General features: G+C 61.9%; 22 protein-coding genes and 2 pseudogenes. 14 read left to right on the forward strand and 10 right to left on the reverse strand.

The genetic code is table 11. The annotated features are described in order from the left end of the window. The first annotated feature begins 55 nt into the window (after positions 1-55). Entirely contained in the window at positions 56-1,042 is a 987-nt protein-coding gene (locus tag SOP95_RS19270) for an AraC family transcriptional regulator (protein WP_274076911.1), read from the forward strand. A gap of 15 nt (positions 1,043-1,057) precedes the next feature. Here SOP95_RS19270 and SOP95_RS19275 read toward each other — a convergent pair whose 3' ends face one another. From SOP95_RS19275 to SOP95_RS19285, 3 genes are all read right to left on the reverse strand, one after another. Continuing rightward, positions 1,058-2,272: a cytochrome c biogenesis protein DipZ gene (locus SOP95_RS19275; protein WP_323607972.1), complete on the reverse strand. Its 1,215-nt coding sequence runs from the start codon at positions 2,270-2,272 to the stop codon at positions 1,058-1,060. Between the two features lie 156 nt (positions 2,273-2,428). After that, a complete protein-coding gene (locus SOP95_RS19280; RefSeq protein ID WP_323607974.1) occupies positions 2,429-2,641 on the reverse strand; it encodes a hypothetical protein in 213 nt (70 codons plus the stop codon). 48 nt (positions 2,642-2,689) lie between these two features. Continuing rightward, positions 2,690-2,953: a DUF2790 domain-containing protein gene (locus SOP95_RS19285; protein ID WP_323607975.1), complete on the reverse strand. Its 264-nt coding sequence runs from the start codon at positions 2,951-2,953 to the stop codon at positions 2,690-2,692. 302 nt (positions 2,954-3,255) lie between these two features. On the opposite strand from SOP95_RS19285, the gene SOP95_RS19290 reads away from it, so the two are divergent. Together SOP95_RS19290 and SOP95_RS19295 are read left to right on the forward strand one after the other, a co-directional pair. Continuing rightward, positions 3,256-3,996, forward strand: coding sequence for a response regulator (locus SOP95_RS19290; protein ID WP_046816306.1), 741 nt, complete (start codon positions 3,256-3,258; stop codon positions 3,994-3,996). Then, positions 3,993-5,303 (forward strand): HAMP domain-containing sensor histidine kinase, encoded by a 1,311-nt coding sequence (locus SOP95_RS19295; RefSeq protein ID WP_323607976.1) that lies wholly within the window; start codon positions 3,993-3,995, stop codon positions 5,301-5,303. Before SOP95_RS19290 ends, SOP95_RS19295 begins: the two co-directional genes overlap by 4 nt. Before the next feature lie 44 nt (positions 5,304-5,347). Here the strand turns inward: SOP95_RS19295 and SOP95_RS19300 are convergent, their stop codons facing one another. The 3 genes from SOP95_RS19300 to SOP95_RS19310 form a co-directional block, all read right to left on the reverse strand. Next, positions 5,348-6,097: an HvfC family RiPP maturation protein gene (locus SOP95_RS19300; RefSeq protein ID WP_323607977.1), complete on the reverse strand. Its 750-nt coding sequence runs from the start codon at positions 6,095-6,097 to the stop codon at positions 5,348-5,350. Further along, the gene (locus SOP95_RS19305) at positions 6,090-6,929 is read right to left on the reverse strand and encodes an HvfB family MNIO-type RiPP peptide maturase (RefSeq protein ID WP_274076905.1); all 840 of its coding nucleotides are present in this window, start codon (positions 6,927-6,929) and stop codon (positions 6,090-6,092) included. Before SOP95_RS19305 ends, SOP95_RS19300 begins: the two co-directional genes overlap by 8 nt. A 143-nt stretch (positions 6,930-7,072) precedes the next feature. Further along, positions 7,073-8,407 carry an acetamidase/formamidase family protein gene (locus tag SOP95_RS19310; protein ID WP_323607978.1) on the reverse strand — a complete coding sequence of 445 codons (1,335 nt, stop codon included), beginning with the start codon at positions 8,405-8,407 and terminating at the stop codon, positions 7,073-7,075. A gap of 415 nt (positions 8,408-8,822) precedes the next feature. Between SOP95_RS19310 and SOP95_RS19315 the strand changes: the two genes are divergently transcribed. Continuing rightward, positions 8,823-9,869 carry a class I SAM-dependent methyltransferase gene (locus tag SOP95_RS19315; protein WP_274076903.1) on the forward strand — a complete coding sequence of 349 codons (1,047 nt, stop codon included), beginning with the start codon at positions 8,823-8,825 and terminating at the stop codon, positions 9,867-9,869. Positions 9,870-9,999: 130 nt separating this feature from the next. Beyond that, positions 10,000-10,842: an NAD-dependent protein deacetylase gene (locus SOP95_RS19320; protein WP_323607998.1), complete on the forward strand. Its 843-nt coding sequence runs from the start codon at positions 10,000-10,002 to the stop codon at positions 10,840-10,842. Positions 10,843-10,962: 120 nt separating this feature from the next. Here the strand turns inward: SOP95_RS19320 and SOP95_RS19325 are convergent, their stop codons facing one another. Continuing rightward, entirely contained in the window at positions 10,963-11,865 is a 903-nt protein-coding gene (locus tag SOP95_RS19325; protein WP_274076902.1) for a LysR family transcriptional regulator, read from the reverse strand. Between the two features lie 175 nt (positions 11,866-12,040). Here SOP95_RS19325 and SOP95_RS19330 point away from each other — a divergent pair, with 175 nt between their 5' ends. The 7 genes and pseudogenes from SOP95_RS19330 (at position 12,041) to SOP95_RS19360 (ending at position 16,940) form a co-directional block, all read left to right on the forward strand. Beyond that, complete coding sequence (locus SOP95_RS19330) at positions 12,041-12,739, forward strand: CoA transferase subunit A (protein WP_274076901.1); 699 nt, start codon at positions 12,041-12,043, stop codon at positions 12,737-12,739. 36 nt (positions 12,740-12,775) lie between these two features. Continuing rightward, the gene (locus SOP95_RS19335; protein ID WP_027925229.1) at positions 12,776-13,441 is read left to right on the forward strand and encodes a CoA transferase subunit B; all 666 of its coding nucleotides are present in this window, start codon (positions 12,776-12,778) and stop codon (positions 13,439-13,441) included. An 11-nt stretch (positions 13,442-13,452) separates the two neighbouring features. Then, positions 13,453-14,634, forward strand: coding sequence for an acetyl-CoA C-acetyltransferase (locus SOP95_RS19340; RefSeq protein ID WP_323607979.1), 1,182 nt, complete (start codon positions 13,453-13,455; stop codon positions 14,632-14,634). 336 nt (positions 14,635-14,970) lie between these two features. Then, positions 14,971-15,759: a hypothetical protein gene (locus SOP95_RS19345; RefSeq protein ID WP_323607980.1), complete on the forward strand. Its 789-nt coding sequence runs from the start codon at positions 14,971-14,973 to the stop codon at positions 15,757-15,759. Positions 15,760-15,832: 73 nt separating this feature from the next. Beyond that, the gene (gene relB, locus SOP95_RS19350) at positions 15,833-16,009 is read left to right on the forward strand and encodes a type II toxin-antitoxin system RelB family antitoxin (protein ID WP_406592310.1); all 177 of its coding nucleotides are present in this window, start codon (positions 15,833-15,835) and stop codon (positions 16,007-16,009) included. Then, positions 15,999-16,267 (forward strand): annotated as a pseudogene (locus SOP95_RS19355) (type II toxin-antitoxin system RelE/ParE family toxin). The gene relB and the pseudogene SOP95_RS19355 overlap by 11 nt, the downstream one beginning before the upstream one ends. Before the next feature lie 100 nt (positions 16,268-16,367). After that, complete coding sequence (locus SOP95_RS19360; RefSeq protein WP_274076898.1) at positions 16,368-16,940, forward strand: hypothetical protein; 573 nt, start codon at positions 16,368-16,370, stop codon at positions 16,938-16,940. Positions 16,941-16,943: 3 nt separating this feature from the next. Here the strand turns inward: SOP95_RS19360 and SOP95_RS19365 are convergent, their stop codons facing one another. Next, positions 16,944-17,660 (reverse strand): alpha/beta hydrolase, encoded by a 717-nt coding sequence (locus SOP95_RS19365; protein WP_323607981.1) that lies wholly within the window; start codon positions 17,658-17,660, stop codon positions 16,944-16,946. Positions 17,661-17,855: 195 nt separating this feature from the next. Here SOP95_RS19365 and SOP95_RS19370 point away from each other — a divergent pair. Both SOP95_RS19370 and SOP95_RS19375 read left to right on the forward strand, forming a co-directional pair. Continuing rightward, positions 17,856-18,038, forward strand: a pseudogene (locus SOP95_RS19370) (PAAR domain-containing protein); the annotation flags it as partial. Next, positions 18,035-18,652, forward strand: a complete 618-nt coding sequence (locus SOP95_RS19375) for a hypothetical protein (RefSeq protein WP_323607982.1) — start codon at positions 18,035-18,037, stop codon at positions 18,650-18,652. The pseudogene SOP95_RS19370 and the gene SOP95_RS19375, both read left to right, overlap by 4 nt. A gap of 12 nt (positions 18,653-18,664) precedes the next feature. Here SOP95_RS19375 and SOP95_RS19380 read toward each other — a convergent pair whose 3' ends face one another. Then, positions 18,665-19,777: a M14 family metallopeptidase gene (locus tag SOP95_RS19380; protein WP_323607984.1), complete on the reverse strand. Its 1,113-nt coding sequence runs from the start codon at positions 19,775-19,777 to the stop codon at positions 18,665-18,667. 189 nt (positions 19,778-19,966) lie between these two features. Beyond that, complete coding sequence (locus SOP95_RS19385) at positions 19,967-20,746, reverse strand: ABC transporter substrate-binding protein (protein ID WP_323607985.1); 780 nt, start codon at positions 20,744-20,746, stop codon at positions 19,967-19,969. Positions 20,747-21,091: the final 345 nt, after the last annotated feature.

Raw genomic sequence — 21,091 nt, forward strand, 5'->3', positions numbered from 1 at the left:
CACGTTAAGCCGTGACGCGTTCACAATCGGAAACCCCCACACGGGAAAAACGCCCATGGACGCCCTGTCACAGACCCTGCGTGTCGTCCGCCTGGTCGGCGCGATCTTCATCAACGCCAGGTTCACCGCGCCCTGGTGCTATCAGTCGCCCAGCGCAGACACGGCGGCGCCGTTCCTGGAGCCTGGCGCCGAACGGGTGGTGATCTTTCACCTGATCACCGAGGGCGAGTGCTACGTCGAACTGGGGGATGATCCGCCGCTGCTGCTCAACCCCGGCGACGTGGTGATATTCCCCCAGGGACACGCCCATCGCATGAGTTCGCGCCCCGGGTTGACGCCCGCCAGCGGTGCGCGGCTCGACGAGGTACTGGCGCGGCGCCCACGCCAGTTGAGTTATGGCGGTGGCGGCGCGGTGACGCGCCTGGTGTGCGGCTACCTGGCCTGCGACACGCGTCTGGCCGGCATGTTGCTGGCAGGGCTGCCGCCCGTGGTCAGGGTCAATGTGCGTGGCTCGAACGCCGGCATCTGGCTGGAATCTTCGGTGCGTTATGCCTTGGCCGAAGCGCGCTCGCCAAGGCCTGGCGGCGAAGGCGTGCTGGCGAAACTGGCCGAGGTGCTGTTCATCGAAGTGCTGCGCCTGTACATGCACGAACACGGCGAGGGTCGTACCGGTTGGCTGGCCGGCGTGAGCGACCGGATCGTCGGTGCGGCCCTCAACGCCCTGCACAAGAAACCCTGCCACGCCTGGACCCTGGATGAACTGGCGCGCACGGCCGGCACCTCGAGATCGGTCCTGGCAGAACGCTTTGCGCAACTGGTGGGGGTTTCGCCGATGCAGTACCTGACGCAATGGCGCATGCTGCTGGCGGCCAACCTGTTACGCAGCAGTAACAGTTCGTTGATACGCATCGCCGAAGAGGTGGGTTACCAGACCGACACGGCGTTCAGTCGGGCCTTCCGTCGTGAGTACGGCGCGCCGCCAGCAGCGTGGCGGCGCAGTCAGGAGAAACGCACAATGGCCCACGGTGAGGTGAGCCATTGATGCGGTCCTTTGATCTCAAGCCGCCGGAACAGCGGCCTTCGCCTCTTCCAGCAACTGCTGGATCACCTTCTCCTGAGTCTCATAGCTGCCCTCGCCAAAGTGGGTATAACGCACCTGCCCCTTGGCATCGATCAGGTAGTGAGCCGGCCAGTACTGGTTGTCGAAGTTGCGCCAGATCGCATAGTTGTTGTCGATCGCGACCGGGTAGGTGATGCCGTATTCCTTCACCTTGTCCTTGACGTTGTCGATGATGCGCTCGAACCCGTATTCGGGGGTGTGTACGCCGATCACCACCAGGCCGTCCTTCTCGTACTTCTTCGCCCAGTCCTTGACGTACGGCAGGGTGTGCTTGCAGTTGATGCAGTCGAAGGTCCAGAAGTCCACCAGCACCACTTTGCCCTTGAGCGATTCGTTGGTCAGCGCTGGCGAGTTGATCCACTCCACCGCACCGGTCAGGGACGGCATGGCGCCCTGGGCGTTGTCCATGGACTCGGCCTTGACCTTGCTGACGAAGTAATCGACGACCTTCGGCACGTTTTCCAGCAAGCCTTTCTCGACACTGCTGACCCCTTGCGACGAGGTATTGGCCAGCAGTACATCGTTGGTGCCGGTGGCAATCACCGCCGCCCCGGCCAACACCGCCACACCCGCACCCCGACGCAACCAGCCAGTGACCGGGATCGACGGCTTCAGGCGATTGACCAGGCCACGACCGGCGAAGATCAAGGTGCCCAGGGACAATGCGCTACCCAGGCCGTAGGCCACCAGCAACAGACTGGTCCCGGCGTTGGCGCCTTGCAGCATGGCGCTGGTCAGAATCACCCCGAGGATCGGCCCGGCGCACGGCGCCCAGAGCAGCCCGGTCGCCACGCCGATCATCACCGAACTCAGCGGGCCGGACATCTTGCGGCTGTTGGGGTCGATGCGATTACCCAGGGCAACGAACGGACGCGCCAACCAGTCGCCGACCCGTGCGGAAATCAGCGACAGGGCGAACAGCACCATCACGATCAGGGCCACATGGCGCCCGGTGTTGCTGGCTTGGATCACCCATTCACTGCTGACCACGGCCAGGCTGGAGATCAGGGCAAACGTCAGGACCATGCCGCCGAGGGTCAGCATGATCGACGAGCGCGTACGGTCTGCACCGGCGAACAGGAAGGGTACGACCGGGAGGATACAGGGGCTGAGGACGGTCAATATGCCGCCCAGGAAAGCGATGAGTAACATGGGGGTCACCATTGAAAATTTTGGGTAGCATGGACCGCTCCCTGTAGGAGCTGGCTTGCCAGCGAAAGCGGTCTAACGGCCACAACCCGGGTTGTATGGGCTGCCGCCTTCGCTGGCAAGCCAGCTCCTACAGGGGATCGGCGTGGTATTCGGAAATCAGGCCGTCTGGCCATCCAGCAACTTGCCTTGCGGTGTACGGCTGGAACCGTTCTCGGCGAGGAAGGCATCACCGCCCTTCTCGGCCACCGGCGTCAGCTGAAAGCAGGTGCTGCTGCCACAAGCGTTCTGTTCTACAGCGGCGTTGGCATGGGCCGCGGCGCCGGCAACGGAGAAAGCAAAAGCGGTCAAAAAGCGGGTAACGTTGTTCATGATGTTCTTCCTGGCGTGAGTGGAATGCGCTAAGCGTGATCGCTGGACTCAGTTGTCCGAGCTGCAGTTGTCAGCCAATTTGCGGTAGTCCAGGACCTGGGTCTTGCTCTGGGAATCCAGGTAGGTCAGCTGTGCATTCACCACGCCGCAGGAGGGCGAGGCATCCTGTTTCAACGACACCACTTTCCTGATGTCCAGGTGCGTGCCGTAGCTGTAGCTCATCGGGGTCACATCCGCTTCGGCGCGGGCCGACAAGGTGCAGATGTTCAGGGCGGCAAACAGGCAAGCGGCGTAGATGGCTTTGGTGTTCATGGTGGTTTCCTCAAGGTTCGACAGGTAGATCGTTGGTTGGGTAGAGGCGCTGTGGTCTGCCTCGATGGAACCTATTAGAAGCCCGCGAGGTATCCCGCATGTGTCGGGAACCGGCGCGGGTAAATCGGAAAGTATCTGGACCGGGCCGGGATACAGAGGGATACAAAACCCCGGGAAATGGCTGTTTTTGCGTCGGTGTGTATCCGCCCACAGGCCAGATACACTGCAATACAAAGGGCGACGGGCGAGCGGGCCAAGGCTCGATAGACTGTGCGACATCCCCCACTGACAGAGGCAAATCCATGGAGCACGTCGATCACATTCTCATCGTTGACGATGACCGCGAGATACGAGAGTTGGTGGGCAACTACCTGAAGAAAAACGGCCTGCGCACCACAGTCGTGGCCGATGGCCGGCAGATGCGCAGCTTCCTCGAATCCACGCCGGTGGACCTGATCGTGCTGGACATCATGATGCCCGGCGACGATGGCCTGATGCTCTGCCGCGAGCTGCGCACGGGCAAACACAAGGCCACCCCGGTATTGATGCTCACCGCGCGCAACGATGAAACCGACCGCATCATCGGCCTGGAAATGGGTGCCGACGACTACCTGGTCAAGCCCTTCGCCGCCCGCGAACTGTTGGCCCGGATCAACGCCGTGCTGCGCCGCACACGCATGCTGCCACCGAACCTGGTGGTGACCGAATCCAGCCGCCTGCTGGCCTTCGGTCGTTGGCGCCTGGACACTTCCGCCCGACACCTGCTCGATGGCGACGGCACCATGGTCGCCCTCAGCGGCGCCGAGTACCGGTTGCTGCGGGTGTTCCTCGATCACCCGCAGCGGGTGCTCAATCGCGACCAGTTGCTCAACCTGACCCAGGGCCGCGACGCCGACCTGTTCGATCGCTCCATCGACCTGCTGGTCAGTCGCCTGCGCCAGCGCCTGCTGGACGATGCCCGCGAACCGGCCTACATCAAGACCGTGCGCAGCGAGGGCTATGTGTTTTCCCTGCCGGTGGAAATCGTCGGTGCGCCAGCATGAACCGCACGCTTCGCTGGCCCCGCACCCTGGCGTCAAGGCTGTCGCTGATCTTCCTGATCGGCCTGATCCTCGCCCAGGCGCTGTCCTTCGGTGCGCAGTACTACGAGCGCTATGAAATCTCGAAAAACACCATGCTCGGCAACCTGGAAACCGACGTCTCGACCTCCATCGCCATCCTCGATCGCCTGCCGGCCGAAGAACGCGCCAGTTGGCTGCAACAACTGGACCGGCGCAATTATCGCTATCTGTTGAGTGAAGGCTCGCCCGGTACCTCCATGGACACGGACATGCCCGAAGCACCGATTGCCATGACCTCGATCAAGAATTCCATCGGCAAGGACTACCCGATGACCTTCACCGACATTCCAGGGCCGGTGAAACACTTCCAGGTGCACCTGAAACTGGCGGACGGTAGCCCGCTGACCATCGACGTGCGGCCTTCGATGGTGCCGCTGTCGCCCTGGCTGCCCTTCATGCTGCTCGGGCAACTGGCGCTGATGATTGCCTGTACCTGGCTGGCCGTGCGAATCGCCATCCGCCCCCTGACCCGCCTCGCCGAAGCCGTGGACAGCCTCGACCCCAACACCCACCCGGTGCTGCTGGACGAAAAAGGCCCGACCGAAGTGGCCCACGCCGCCAAGGCCTTCAACGCCATGCAGGCGCGCATCGCCGCCTACCTGAAGGAACGCATGCAACTGCTGGCGGCGATCTCCCATGACCTGCAAACGCCGATCACGCGGATGAAACTGCGCGCCGAATTCATGGACGACTCGGTGGAGAAAGACAAGCTGTGGAACGACCTCGGCGAGATGGAACACCTGGTGCGCGAAGGCGTGGCGTATGCCCGCAGCGTCCATGGCGCCACTGAAGAAAGCCGGCGCACCGACCTGGACTCGTTCCTCGACAGCCTGGTGTTCGATTATCAGGACATGGGCAAGCAAGTGCAGTTGAGCGGCAAAAGCACCACCGTCATCGACACCCGCCCCCACGCCTTGCGGCGAGTGCTGGTGAACCTGACGGACAACGCCCTCAAGTTCGCCGGAGCAGCGGAACTGCTGGTGGAAAAGCAAACCGATGGCAGCGTGTCGGTGAAGGTCATGGACCGCGGCCCGGGGATTGCCGAAGCGGAACTGAGCCAGGTCATGCAACCGTTCTACCGCGTGGAAAATTCACGTAACCGCAGCACGGGTGGCACCGGGTTGGGACTGGCGATTGCGCAGCAGCTGGCGTTGGCGATCGGGGGATCGTTGACATTGAGCAATCGTGAGGGTGGTGGGTTGTGTGCGGAGCTGAAATTGCGCGGGTGATACTGTTGATCGTTCCCACGCGTGTGGGAACGATCCATGTTCGTTCAAGCAATGACGCCCTCCCCCTGCATCTGCCGCAACAACCCCAGACCGCTTTCAATAAACTCCACAGACTCCGTCATCCCCGCCTCCGCCGCCAACCCCTGCAGATGTGCACGTCCGGTCTGCCCGGGAAATTCCTCGATGCGCTGCAACAACCGAAACGCCAACGGGCTCAACTCGGAAAACTTCACGCTGAAATCCAGGTCCCGGCGCACCAGCAACAGCGTCAGCTGATCCGGCGGTGTATCGGGCTGATAATCCGGCCCGACCAGTTGCACTGGCCAGGCATACGCCAAGGGCCAGGCCAATGGCGAAACCTGTAAAGGTCGATCCAGCAAGCCATCGGCATCGCCGCCGGACAAAGGTTCGGCCTCGGATTGTTGCAGGGCCATTTCCACCCATTCGTAATGCGCCAGCTCGACCATGAACGGCGGCCAGGGTCCATCGATCAACGCCTCAGGCCCGGAAGCGAGAAACTCGACAAATTCCTCGGCGATTTCACCGAATTTCGGAGTATGGGCGCGGTAGTCGCGCAGGAAGATTCGCACCAATGTCCGCCAGTGCTCATCACCGAGGATCTTCACCAGTACCGGAAAGGTGCCGCTGATCAACGACGACAGGTTGGCGAACACCAGGTCGCGATACACCCCGGCCCGCGCCGGGTCCATTTCCGCCGGCGGCGCGTAGCGCTCGGGATCGCGCAAGTACAGGCCCATGCTGTTTTGCTGGTCGTGCAGCGTGCGCTTAGCCACGGTTCACCTCCTCGGTCTGCAAGCGGCGAATGGTCTGCAACTCGACAACCAGCTCGGAAAACGCCGGAAAGTTGAAATCCCTTTCCAGCAAGGTCGGTTGCGCGCCGAATCGGCCGTAGGCGTCGGCCAGCAGCGACCAAACCGCGGGTTTGACCGAGGCGCCATGGGTGTCGATTTTCAGGGTATCGGACTCATCGAAGTGCCCGGCGATGTGCATGGCCACCACCCGGTTCGCGTCGATCCCGGCCAGGAAGGTACGCGGATCGAACCCGTGGTTGATCGAGTTGACGTACACGTTGTTGACGTCCAGCAACAGGTCGCAATCGGCTTCGCGCAGCACGGCGTTGGTGAACGTCACCTCGTCCATGTCCTGCTGCGGGGCGGCGTAGTAAGAGACGTTTTCCACCGCCAGGCGACGGCCGAGAATGTCCTGGGCCTGGCGGATGCGCGCGGCGACGTGATGCACCGCTTCTTCGGTGAAGGGCAATGGCAACAGGTCATACAGGTGGCCGTCATCGCTGCAGTAACTGAGGTGCTCGCTGTACAGGGGCACCTGGTGGTGATCGAGGAAGACCCGCACCTCCCGCAGGAATTCGACGTCCAGTGGCGAGGGGCCGCCCAGGGACAGGGACAAGCCATGACAGGACAACGGATAGCGCTCGGCCAGGGTCCGCAGCGCCGCGCCGTGGGCGCCGCCGATGCCGATCCAGTTCTCCGGTGCGACTTCGAGAAAGTCGAAATGGCCGGCCGGGGCGGCCAGCAGGTCCTTGATCAAGCCGCGACGCAGGCCGAGCCCGGCGCTGGCCCTGGTTGATGTGATGGAGGTGTGCATGATGTCGATTCCAAGGTTGTCAGAACGTCATCACAGTTAATCGAAGGGATGTATCGGGTCTGTGTGGCGTGCTGACAGAAAACCGCAAAGCGTGTATCGGCAGCGGGTCTGTATACACTCTGATACAGACCCGCTGCCCGGCTTTACGCCAGGTCGTATTTCTCGCGCACCAGATCACCGATGCCCATGGAGTCGAGCACGTCCATCGGGCACAGGAAGGTCACGCGCACGGTGCCGGGCAGGCGACTGATGTCGATGGAGCCGGTGATGGTGGCGCGATTGAGCACTTCGTCATAGGGCAGGCCGGTGACCGCGGCGGCGCGGGTCAAGCCGTTCTCCACCGCCAGGTTGAGGTTCTCGCCGCTGCCGATGAAGGTGATCGGGCCGCTCTGTTCGATCTCGTGCTGCCCCCAACGCTCGCCCAGCTCACGGACTTTCGCGCGCTGCCCGGCATTCATCGGCCGCGCCATCGGTGGCAGGTCATCGAGGTTTTGCAGGAGGATCGGCCCTTCCAGCGTCAGGTTTTTCACCACTTGCACCACCACCTCGGTTTCCCCGGAGCAATCGGTGGCGTGGCCGGCGATCTCGCCGTTGCCTTGCTGCGCATGCATGTCACCCATGTACACCCCGGCCCCCGGCACTTTCACCGGGCAGATCAGCACACAGCCTTCGCGGATCGAATTGGTGTCCATGTGGCCGTCGGTCTTGGCCGCGTGCAACTCCTCGCGGCTCATGCCGAAACGGTGCGGGGCGTTGATCAGGTACTGGCCGAAGTCGGCGCAGTTGTGCGAGTCGGGAATATCCCGGGACGGCAGGGTGCCGATGTTGCCGAGGAACGGGCGCATGTGCGCGGCGACGCCGGGGATGTCGGCGCGGGCCAGGGACAGGATCGAATGCTGCGCGGCGAACTCCGGCAGCGCCGACATCTCGGAGGCCTTGCCGGCCAGTTGATTGGCGATGTCCTGGTTGACCGTCAGGCTGACCTGATTCTGCGCGTCGAACACAATCACATAGCCGTGGCTGAAGCGAAAGGCGCTGACCTCGGCGCCACAGTGGTTGCAGCGGATCGCGTCCTCGCCAATGCCTTCGACATGGCTGGCCGGATGCTCGGTGCCGCACTTGGAGCAGAATTTGGCGACGAACGGATCGCCGTTGTAGCGCCCCTCGACGAAGCTCATGACGCCGGACGAAGTGGCCAGCGACGTGACGCGCATGCTTTTGATAGTGATCGCCACGGCATCGCCGATCTGCGCCCCGGCGATGGCCACCGGCTGCGTCACTTCATGGCCGCCCTCGAACGCTGGCGTGATCATCGGCCCCCAGCAACCTGGCGGCGTCCCGGTGATCAGCGTGCCGCCGTCGGCCAGCGGGCCGAGCATCGGCTGGCTCGGGCCGATGATGCCGTTGGTGTAGCGATCGACCCGCAGGCGATTGACCGGCGTGGCGTTGAGAGTGGGTTGAGGCACAAGCGTTGTCATGGTGATCCTCTACGGTGTCAGGCGCGAATAGTCCTCACAGTTCAGCGCAGGTTTGTATCTGGTCTGTGTTCGGCAATAAGCAGCAATAGAGCGGGACTGTATCGAGGGGCCAGTTAGATACAGTGGGATACACACACAGGCACTGCTGACCAATACCCTGTAGGAGCTGGCTTGCCAGCGAAGAGGCCGGCAGATCCAGCCTATTTGTAGACTGACACACCGCTATCGCGAGCAAGCCCGCTCCCACAGGGGGTCGGTATCGGTCAGGGGACTTTCGTCGCTCCAGGCCACTCTGCACGGTATGCAAACTAAACTTAATGCACACAGGAGCTGCTCAGCGTCCTGTTCATTCCCACGACCACCGCCCGGACAGACAAAGCCTCCGGACCGTGATCCTTGCAAAGGAGCACACGTGATGGACGAGGCCAGACTCAACGATTTCATGGGCAAACTGGTGGGCGACATGGGCGGCGCGGCGATGCTGGCCAACGTCATCCTCGGCGAAGAACTCGGCCTGTACCGGGCCATGGCCGACAGCCAGCCGATCAGCCCCCAAGCGCTCGCCGACAAGACCGGCTGCAACCCCCGCCTGGTGCGCGAATGGCTGAGCGCCCACGCCGCCTCCGGCTACATGGAACACCGCGACGGCCAGTTCCGCCTGCCCGAAGAGCAAGCCCTGGCGCTGGCCATCGAAGACTCTCCGGTCTACATAGCCGGTGGCATCGGTGTGGTTGCATCGTTTTTCCATGACAAGGACAAACTGGTCAAGGCCATGCGCGGCGACGGCGCCCTGGCCTGGGGCGATCACCATCCGTGCATGTTCAGCGGCACCGAACGCTTCTTCCGGCCCGGCTACAAGGCGCACCTGATCGCCGAATGGTTGCCGGCCCTGGACGGCGTGGTGGCCAAGCTGGAGGAAGGCGCCAAGGTCGCCGACATCGGCTGCGGCCATGGCGCGTCGACGGTGATCATGGCCCAGGCGTACCCGAACTCGCGGTTCGTCGGCTTCGACTACCACGCGCCGTCCGTCACGGTCGCCACCCAGCGCGCCGAAGAAGGTGGCGTGTCCAGCCGCGCGCAGTTCTTCCAGGGCACGGCCAAGAACTACCCCGGCGACGACTATGACCTGGTCTGCTACTTCGACTGCCTGCACGACATGGGCGACCCGGTGGGCGCGGCCAAACACGCCTACGAGTCGTTGAAGCCGGACGGCACGGTATTGCTGGTGGAACCTTTCGCCAACGACTCGCTGGACGACAACATCACCCCGGTCGGCCGGCTGTTCTACGCCGCCTCGACCTTCATCTGCACGCCCAACTCGCTGTCCCAGGAAGTCGGCCTCGGCCTCGGCGCCCAGGCAGGCGAGGCGCGGTTGCGCAAGGTGTTCAGCGAGGCGGGGTTCTCGAGTTTCCGCCGGGCCACGGAAACGCCGTTCAACCTGATCCTTGAAGCACGCAAGTAACCCGCCCGCACCCTGTAGGAGCTGCCGCAGGCTGCGATCTTTTGATTTTGATGTTAAAAAGCAAGATCAAAAGATCGCAGCCTGCGGCAGCTCCTACATGCGTTCGTCCGTGGCCCCCGGAGTGTTGAAGATGCTCGACCACCAGATCCACGAACAACTCGATCGCCTCCAGCACCTGATGGCCGACGAGCCGTTCGCGGTCCTGACCGGCGCCGGCATCAGCACGCCGTCGGGCATTCCCGACTATCGCGACAACCAGGGCGTGCGGCGCGGCCGCCAGCCGATGATGTACCAGGAATTTCTCTCGGCGCCCGAATCCCGGCGGCGTTACTGGGCGCGAGCGATGCTGGGCTGGCCGCGGGTGCGTCAGGCACAACCGAACGTGGCCCACGACACCCTCGCCCGCTTGCAGAGCACCCGGTGGATCAGCGGCTTGATCACCCAGAACGTCGATACCCTGCACGACCAGGCCGGCAGCCATGACGTGATCGAACTGCATGGCAGCCTGCACCGGGTGCTGTGCCTGGACTGCGGAAAACGCAGTGAGCGCGATTCGATCCAGCAATTGATGGAAACGCAAAACCCATATTTGGCCGGCGTCGACGCGGTGCAGGCCCCGGACGGCGATACCCTGCTGGATGCAGCCTTCGAAGCACGCTTCCAGGTCCCGCGTTGCCCGCATTGCGCGGGTGAGAGGATGAAACCGGACGTGGTGTTCTTTGGCGAGAACGTCGCACAGGCAACTGCGGCAAAAGCGATGGCCACGGTGGAAAAGGCGGCCGGGTTGCTCGTGGTTGGCTCGTCGCTGATGGCGTACTCGGCGTTTCGCCTGTGCCGGGCGGTGGTGGACCAGGGCAAGCCGCTGCTGGCGATCAACCTGGGCAAGACCCGGGCTGACGGGATCCTGGATATGAAAATAGAAATGTCCTGCGAACAGCTTTTACCGTTACTGGCACAACGCCTAAACACCTGACACAACCCAATCCCTCTGTGGGAGCCAGCCTGCTGGCGATGAGGCCGACACATTCAACATCTCCCGCGCCTGATACACCGCCATCGCCAGCAGGCTGGCTCCCACAGGGGGGACTTGTGATCAGCTCATGAAAACTCGCTCGCCGAGGTTTTCTTCTTTGAGCACATCAAACAACGCCTGCGCCGCCGCCGACAACTCCCCGCCCGGCAACGTCAGTACCCCAAGCGCCCGTTCCACCACCGGATCACGCAAGGTGATGCAGCGCGCCCCCAGTTCACGCATCTGCCCGGCGCACAGTGCCGGAACGGCGCTCACGCCCAGCCCGCTGGCAACCATCCGCCCCACCGTAGCCAGTTGATGGCTTTCGAACTCCACCGGCAACTTCATGCCCCGGGCTTGCAAGTGTTCCTCCAGCATCACTCGCACCGTCGACGGTCGCTGCAAGGTGATGAACGGTTCCTTGAGCAAGGTCGGCCAGTCGACTACCTCCAGTTCGACCAACGGCGAATCAGCGGGCACCACCGCCACGAAGCGATCGATGTACAACGGCGTGAATTGCAGCGACGAGCTCTGGGTCGGCTCGAACGCCACGCCCAGTTCCACCTGGCGGTCACGGACCATTTCCAGCACTTGCTCGTTGATCACGTCGTTGACCGTGACGTTGACTTTTGGATACCGCGCGCGGAAGGTCTTGAGGATCGGCGGCAGCAGGTTGCCGGCGAACGATGGCATGGCCGCCAGGGTCACGCGCCCGCGCTGCAGGGTGAAACGCTGGCGCAGATCATCCTCGGCATTGTCCCAATCGGCGATCAGGCGGCGCGCCAGCGGCACCAGGGCTTCGCCTTCGGCAGTCAACGCCACATTGCGTGTGTTGCGAGTGAACAGGCGCCCGCCCAGGCTTTCTTCCAGGGCCTTGATGGTCAGGCTCAGGGCCGATTGCGACAGGTGCAGGCGCTCGCAGGCCACCGCGAAACTCAGGCTCTGGGCCACGGCCAGGAAGGCGCGGATCTGCTTGATGGTCATGGTCGCTTTGCTCCAGTTGTCAGCTACAAGCTTCAAACGGCAAGATTGAAGCAGCGGTTTAATGATCTTTATCAATCAATCAAGCCAAAAAAACAACTTAACAAATGAATCTCGTGGCGCGACACTCAATCCCATTCGGCTAGCCAGCCGCCCACAAAGAATAAAAGAGGTGCATATGGCAGGTTTCGACAAGCGCGTGAGTTCCTACGAGGAAGCCCTGGCCGGTCTTGAAGACGGCATGACCGTGATCGCTGGCGGCTTCGGCCTGTGCGGTATCCCGGAAAACCTGATCAACGAGATCAAGCGCAAGGGCACCCGCGACCTCACCGTGGTTTCCAACAACTGCGGCGTCGACGGTTTCGGCCTTGGCGTTCTGCTGACCGACCGCCAGATCAGCAAAGTGGTGGCCTCCTACGTCGGCGAAAACAAGCTGTTCGAAGAGCAACTGCTCAAGGGCGAAATCGAAGTCGTGCTGACTCCGCAAGGCACCCTCGCCGAAAAAATGCGCGCAGGCGGCGCCGGCATCCCGGCCTTCTTCACCGCCACCGGCGTTGGCACCCCGGTTGCCGATGGCAAGGAAGTGCGCGAATTCCATGGCCGCAAGTACCTGATGGAAGAATCCATCACCGGCGACTTCGCCATCGTCAAAGGCTGGAAAGCCGACCATTTCGGTAACGTGATCTATCGCCACACCGCCCAGAACTTCAACCCGCTGGCCGCCACCGCCGGCAAGATCACCGTGGTCGAAGTCGAAGAAATCGTCGAACCCGGCGAGCTGGACCCGGCGCAGATCCACACCCCTGGCATCTACGTCGACCGGATCATCTGCGGCACGTTCGAGAAGCGCATCGAACAGCGCACCGTACGCAAGTGATCCCCTGCCCCCGGACCGAATGAAGGAATAACAACAATGGCACTTTCCCGCGAACAAATGGCTCAACGCGTCGCCCGCGAAATGCAGGACGGCTTCTACGTGAACCTGGGCATCGGCATTCCGACCCTGGTCGCCAACTACATCCCCGAAGGCATGGAAGTCATGCTGCAGTCGGAAAACGGCCTGCTGGGCATGGGTCCGTTCCCGACCGAAGAAACCATCGATGCCGACATGATCAACGCCGGCAAACAGACCGTGACCGCTCGTACCGGCGCGTCGATCTTTTCCTCGGCCGAGTCCTTCGCGATGATCCGCGGTGGCCATGTCGACCTCACCGTGCTGGGCGCCTTTGAAGTCGACGTGCAAGGCAACATCGCCTCGTGGATGATCCCCGGCAAACTGGTCAAGGGCATGGGCGGCGCCATGGACCTGGTGGCTGGCGCAGACAACATCATCGTCATCATGACCCACGCCTCCAAGGACGGTGAGTCCAAGCTGCTGGACCACTGCAGCCTGCCGCTGACCGGTGCCGGTTGCATCAAGCGCGTACTGACCGACCTGGCTTACCTGGAAATCGAAAACGGTGCGTTCATTTTGAAAGAGCGTGCACCGGGTGTCAGCGTCGAGGAAATCGTCGCCAAAACCGCTGGTAAACTGATCGTGCCGGACCACGTTCCAGAAATGCAGTTCGCCGACCAGTGAGGAATCATTCCATGCAAGAAGTCGTCATTGTTGCCGCCACGCGCACCGCGATCGGCAGTTTCCAGGGTTCCCTGGCAAACGTCTCCGCCGTTGACCTGGGCGCGGCGGTGATCCGTCAGTTGCTGGCGCAAACCGGCCTGGACCCGGCCCAAGTCGATGAAGTGATCATGGGCCAGGTGCTGACCGCCGGCGCCGGGCAAAACCCTGCGCGCCAGGCGTCGATCAAGGCCGGCCTGCCGTTCGCCGTGCCGGCCATGACCCTGAACAAGGTCTGCGGTTCGGGCCTCAAGGCCCTGCACTTGGGCGCCCAGGCGATCCGTTGCGGCGACGCCGAGGTGATCATCGCCGGCGGCCAGGAAAACATGAGCCTGTCCAACTACGTCATGCCGGGTGCCCGCACCGGCCTGCGCATGGGTAATGCGCAAATCGTCGACACCATGATCAGCGACGGCCTGTGGGACGCGTTCAACGATTACCACATGGGCATCACCGCCGAGAACCTGGTCGAGAAGTACAACCTGACCCGTGAGCAACAGGACGCTTTCGCCGCCGCCTCGCAGCAGAAAGCCGTGTCGGCCATCGAAGCCGGGCGTTTTGTCGATGAAATCACGCCGATCCTGATCCCCCAGCGCAAGGGCGATCCGCTGTCCTTCGCCACCGATGAGCAGCCACGGGCCGGTACCACCGCCGAATCCCTGGGCAAGCTCAAGCCGGCCTTCAAGAAGGACGGTTCGGTGACCGCGGGTAACGCTTCGTCGCTGAACGATGGCGCCGCCGCCGTGATCCTGATGAGCGCCGAAAAAGCCAAGGCCCTGGGCCTGCCGGTACTGGCAAAAATCGCTGCCTACGCCAACGCCGGTGTCGACCCGGCGATCATGGGCATCGGCCCGGTGTCGGCTACTCGCCGCTGCCTGGACAAGGCCGGCTGGTCCATCGACCAGCTTGACCTGATCGAAGCCAACGAAGCTTTCGCCGCACAATCGCTGGCCGTGGCCAAGGACCTGGAATGGGACCTGGACAAGGTCAACGTCAACGGCGGCGCCATCGCCCTCGGCCACCCGATCGGTGCCTCGGGCTGCCGCGTGCTGGTGACCCTGCTGCATGAAATGATCAAGCGCGACGCCAAAAAAGGCCTCGCCACCCTGTGCATCGGTGGTGGTCAGGGCGTGGCATTGGCGCTCGAACGCGCTTAAGCCAACAGCGTTTAACAGACGGCGCGGGGACCCACGAAGATCCGTGCACGCCTGGCAAAACACCCGGTACGATTCACGTCGTACCGGGTTCTTTTTTTTGGTCCCTGTAGGAGCGAGCTTGCTCGCGAAAAAATCTGAAAACGCTGCGGGGTGTCAGAACTTCCACGTAATCGTTGACGACCTTCGCGAGCAAGCTCGCTCCTACAAGGTATATGTCGCCCTCATTGGCGCCTCGCATCGAATGCCGGGTTTTGTATACAAAACCCGCCCATCTATAGAGCAAATCATCCCGCAAAATGCTACCGTTGCTGCCACTCACAGGACGGAGAAGTGCGCGTGTTGATGCTTAAACTGCTGGTGATTCCAGGTTTTCTGCTGCTGATTTCCCTGGCCGGCAAACGCTGGGGGCCAAGCGTGGCGGGATGGTTGTCGGGGTTGCCGGTGGTGGTCGGGCCGATTCTGTTTTTCCTCGCCATCGAACAGGGCCAGGCATTCGCCGCCCAATCGGCCATGGCCGCGCTGTCGGCGATGTTCGCCATGATTGCCTTCTGCGTGACCTATGCCCAGGTCGCGCAACGGGCAAAATGGCCACTGGCACTGACGATCTCGTTGCTGGTCTGGGCCCTGCTCGCCGTGATCCTGTCCTTGCTCCCGCCGTCGCTGCCGATCTCGGTGATCGCCGCCGCCATCGCACTGCTGGCCGCGCCGTACCTGTTCCCGGCTGTGCAGCCGATCGTTTCCGGCCCGGCGCCAAAGTCCGACAAACTGCTGCTGCGTATGGTCGCCGGCGCCTTGCTGACCCTCGCCGTCACTTGGCTCGCCAGCACCGTCGGCGATCGCTGGAGCGGCCTGCTCGCCGTGTTCCCGGTCCTCGGTAGCGTGATGGCGGTGTTCTCCCAGCAAACCCGGGGCCCGGCGTTTACCGCGGCGTTGCTGCGGGCGACGGCCACCGGGATGTATTCATTTTCGGCCTTTTGCCTGGTCGTGACCCTGACCGTGCCCAGCCTGGGCCTGATGGGGTTCGGTATTGGCGTCGCCGTTTCGGTGGCCATGCTCGGCGTCACCCGGCGCTTGCTGGCAAAACCCGCGCCCCTGGCAACACGTTCAACTATTTCGAACGAGTAGCGCAAGAAATCGAGCCTATTTCCTACATGTTTTTCCGGTTGGCCGTCAGACGTCAAGTGGTTACGATTTATCGATGAAGTCAACACCCGGCGCCATTGGAAGGGATGTACTTCATCCAGACAACCGCTGGTTCCGAGCCAAGGTACAGGCAGCCCTGGATGATCCGCGCCCAAACATCCCGCATGATCAAGTGATGGCCGAAATGCGCGCCCTCCTGCAGTCAAAGCGCAACCAGCGCGATGCGGGTTGAGTGGCATCCGGAGGACGGTCCGATCTATCGAAAATCCTGAATTATCTTGGCGACCATAACCTCGTAGCGGCTCTGGAGCTCTATCAGGCTATAGAAACGGTTACATCAGCCCTCCCCGAATATCCCTACCTCTATCGATGTGGCCGACTTCCCGGTACACGAGAAATTGTTGTGCATCCCAATTACCTGGTGGTCTATCAAGTGACGGATCAAATCCAGATCCTGAGTGTGTTACATGCCCGGCAGGAATACCCCTGATTCCGAAGCATCAACGACCGTCCGTTAGCCCATGCTGGAACATCTCGCAGCCCCCATGGGATGATCACGCCCCACCGCGCGACCAACCCTGGAGATTTTGATGTCACTGTTGAGTAAAAAAGCCGTTGTCCTGTTGCTGGCGGCGGCTGCCAGCCTGGGGGCTTTGAATGTGCAGGCGGCCAAGGCCCCTGCAAAGGAGACGGTGCAGGGCCAGAAAGTCTCGATGCTCGACGGCAAGTTCACCTTCACCCTGCCCAAGGGTTTCGTGGCCAACCCGTTGCCCGCCAGCCCCACCGGTGCGAGCGGCACCATGTATTCCAACGAAACCACCAAGACCGTGGTGATCGCCGCGCAGAACAACCTGCCCGAAGGGGTCAAGGTCAAGGACAACGACGGCGAGTTCCTCGACGGCACGGCGGCCGACTTCGACGCGGCGCAACACAAGGCCTTGGCGGACTACAACAAGCTCAGCGAAAAAAGCCTGACCCTGAAGAAAACAGGCCTGGGCGTGCGCCAGGTCGACAGCACCGCCACCCAGGGCGGTGGCATGACCCTCAACACCACGTTGATGGCGGCTTCGGGCAACCACATGACGGTGATTCAGGTCATTTCCCGCCCCGGCGACATGGCTGCCCACGAAACCCTGATCAAGCAGATAGTCAGCGGCAAATGAGCCTCAGGGGTTACGACGCTGCAACCAGGCGCTCAAATCCTGCAATTCTTCGGCACTGATGCTGTGGCCGACACCCTGGTAAGCGTGGAACTCGGGTTCCAGTGACACGCTCTGCAACAGGCTGTTGGCCTCGGTGCCATCGCTGAAGGGAAGACGCTGGTCCGCCGTGCCATGGCCGATGAAAATCGCCAGCGACTGGCGTTTTTCATCCGGTTTCAACTCAGACTTGAGCACCGGCAGAATCCGCCCGCTCAACGCGGCTATCCCGCCCACCGCCTCGGGATGGCGCAGGGCGACTTCGTAGGACATGATCGCCCCCTGGCTGAAACCCACCAGGAACACCTTCTCCGGTTGTGTGTGATATTTCTTCGTCGCCTGTACGACGAAATCCAGCAACAACTGGCCGCTGGACTTCAGGTCATCGGTTTCGCCGTTGTAGGCACCCTCGCCTTTTTTGCGAAACCACTGGTAACTCCCCTCCTGCATCACCATCGGCGCCCGCACCGACAGAAAGTTGTACGTGCCGGGCAACTCATCCTTGATGCCGAACAGATCCTGCTCGTTACTGCCGTAGCCGTGGAGAAAAATCACCAGCGGCTGCTCGCGGGAATCGGCGTTGGCCTGCTCCAGGTACTTGAGCGGCAGATCGGTTTGCAGGGGGGATTGAGCGTGGACAGTGGCGGATGCCAGCAACGTGAACAGAGCGAGAAACTTCAGCATAAACCTTCCTTCACCGTGCGCAGGATTCGGATAGAGCCTAACACCTTCGTCCCAGCGACTCCCACCACCGGCCCGATTACGGAATCAGCCTACAGCGCGGATTGCAGAATATTTCGCTGCTCGTGTTTGGCCAGATGCTCAACACTTTCGGCGATGCTACCCGCCTCAATCGCCTCATAGGCCAGCAGGAGCTCCGTCGATGACGGACGCACTATTGGTTTTGGCAACAACCCCGTTGCCAACCTGGCCGATATCAACCAACGCATGCCCTTCGTGCTCAGGGCGGCGCAGCAGTTTGATGATCTGCTGCACGGCGACCAGCGCGAGCAGATTGAGCGATCCATTCGGGATATCGCCTGGGGTGGAGGCGTGCGATGAGGCTGATGCATCGCATCGGGCGGCGACGCGGCGTGTTGGCACTGACGGTCGCTGCCTGCCTTACGTGGACAGCGATTGAGGCGCTATCGGATGAACCGGAAATTTCGCTGGTAATTGGCGAGCCGTACGAAGCCATGCGCCAGCGCTCCAGCGCAAGAATCGATCCCGTGATACCAGGGCACTCCTGGTTCAATATTCCCAAGTCTGATGCCCGACTGCGTTTTGCAGATCCTGAGTATGGTTTTGTGACTCCACTGGCCCGCTTCTTCACAGTGGGTTTTGGACGTAATGAACGGATCGACGGTGTCCGAATGTCCCCACAAGTCGAGCCACTATTGCTCGACGACACCCTCAAGGTCGTACTCGATCTGCAGGAGCAATGGCGCAACGCTGGCTGGGTACCCATCCGGGTCCAAGACTTCCCATCGTTCGCCGACACCCCGCAATGGCGTGCCCAATTGCGAGATGTAAACAACGTTGGAAAAGCTTACTGGCGTGCAGGTGACAAGTACCAACTGATGCTGGTAGTTAGCCGTTTCAAGGATGTAAAACGCCCCACGGAAGAGCGCTACCTCATCACATTAGGCATCCACCGATCACGCGGGGTGCAATGACCCTCCCCCTCCTCAATCGTTAATCAACTTCCCAACCCGAATCGGCTCGCGCCCGGCCACTTTCGCCTGCCAGGTGCCCGGTTGCGTGTAGCGCCCGCGATCAAGCGCGAACAGCACGCCACTGGTGCCCGCGCGCACGGTGGTGACCTTGTCGTTCAACGGGTCGACCACTTCGAACAGCGCATCGCCCTGCTCCACCCATTCACCGGCCTCGCGCAGGAAGCTGACCACGCCGTGATGCGGTGCGAACAGGTATTGGGTGCCTTCGAACGGCATACCCTCGCAGCACTCGCTCGGTGCCGCCGGCCAGGTGCCCTTGATGAAACCCTGTTCGGCGAGAAAGCCCAGGATCGCCTCGCAATTGGCCTGGGCCTGATCGACCCGGGTGTCGCCCATGCTGCCAAGCTCGAGGGTGGTCGCGAGGTTGGCCGGTGGAATGTTGGCTTCGGGGAAAGCCCTGGCCAGGCGCAACCAGGGTGAAGAGCAGGTCTCGTCGAAGGAGCTGCCACCGGAATCCTCGCACAGCAACGCCACCCCGGCTTTCAAGCGCGCCGCCAGCGATTGCCACTGCGGCCAGTGCTGCGGCAAGGCGTAGAGGTGAATCGCCGCGTCGAAGTCGCAATGCAGGTCGAGGGTGATGTCGGCGTCGCAGGCGTGACGCAGCAACAGGCGATGCATCGCTTCCAGCTGCGACGCCGGGGCCGGCAGGTCGTCGAGCACCTGGCCCATGGTCTGGCGAATCAGGGCGATGTTGGCCTCGGCATCGCTGCCCAGACGATCACCCACCCGCTGCGCGACCGGAGCGCTCAGTTCGACGAACGCGCGGTTGAAGTTCTTGCCGCTGCCCAGTTCGAAGCGGCCCATGTGGCTGCCCTGCAGGTGCTGGTCGAGACCGATGGGGTTGGCCACTGGCACCAGTTCGATCACGCCTTGCAATTGGCCCTGGCTTTCGAGTTCAGCCAGGCGCTGCTTGAGCTCCCAGGCGGTGCGCATGCCCGGCAGCTCGTCGGCGTGCAGGCTGGCCTGGATGTAGACCTTGCGAGTGCCCGCGCCATAACGGAATACGCTGAGGGTGCGCTCGGTTCCCAGGTGGCTCCAGGGCAGCAAATGGTCGATGCGTTGCATGGCAGAACTCCGATTTCTCTGTAGGAGCTGCCGCAGGCTGCGATCTTTTGATTTTGATTTTTTAAAAGCAAGATCAAAAGATCGCAGCCTGCGGCAGCTCCTACAGGGGGGAAATGTGATTGCAGGATAAATCATGAGCGAAAAAAAATGGCCACCGCGTCAACGGGGCCACTTTTTTGAACGGCTCGATTACTCGCCGTAGACGTCAAACTTGAAGTACTTGTCCTGCACCTGCTTGTACTTGCCGTTGGCGCGGATTTCGGTAATGGCTTTGTTGAATTGCTCGGCCAGGGCGGTATCGCCCTTGCGCACGGCAATCCCGGCACCACCGCCGAAGTATTTCGGATCGTTGTATTCAGGCCCCACGAACGCGAAACCCTTACCGGCGTCGGTCTTGAGGAAACCGTCCTCCAGGTTGACCGAGTCGGCCAGCAGCGCGTCAACGCGACCGGACACCATGTCCAGGTTGGCTTCCTGCTGGGAGCCGTAGCGCACCAGGACAATCCCCGCCGGTTGCAGCACTTCGGTGGCAAAACGGTCATGGGTGCTGGCGCGCAGTACACCGACTTTCTTGCCCTTGAGCTCGGTCAGCGGGTCCTTGACGTCGGAACCTTCCTTCATCACGAAACGTGCCGGGGTGTGGTAGTACTTGATGGTGAAGTCGACGTTTTTCTTGCGATCGTCGGTGATGGTCATGGACGACAGGATGGCGTCGATCTTCTTGACCTTCAGTGCCGGAATCAGGCCGTCGAACTCTTGCTCGACCCAAGTGCACTTGACCTGCATCTGCTCGCACAGGGCGTCGCCGATGTCCACGTCAAAACCGGTGAGCTTGCCGTCAGGGGTTTTCATCGAGAATGGCGGGTAACCGGCTTCGATACCGATGCGGATCGGCTTGGCATCCGCGGCCACGGCGGTCAGGGACAACATCGACAGTGCCAGGGCACCGAACATCACTAGCTTCTTCATTTATAACTCCTGTGTGCGGAGACTTTTATTGGCAGCTTTCGGTCGTTGGCTTGTGGCCGGGGGACCGAAGTGGCCGGCAGTCTAGAGCGGCTATCACAGGGTAAATTATTTCGAGGCGACAAATAGTTATAGAAAGTGGCCGGCAAGCGGCAGACATGCCGGCGAAGGCGGACTTGAACATTGCGTTGGACTTTCGGGCCTCATCGCCAGCAAGCCGGCGCCTACAGGATTTGTGGGCTTATGGTGAATCTGTGGCGTTACGCGAATCTGTAGGAGCCGGCTTGCTGGCGATGCGATGGTGGCCGTTTCGCCGCCAGCGCTGCGATGCGCCGACCGGACAGGCCA

It is taken from the genome of Pseudomonas sp. YuFO8, assembly GCF_035065025.1.
Taxonomy (GTDB): domain Bacteria; phylum Pseudomonadota; class Gammaproteobacteria; order Pseudomonadales; family Pseudomonadaceae; genus Aquipseudomonas; species Aquipseudomonas putida_AE.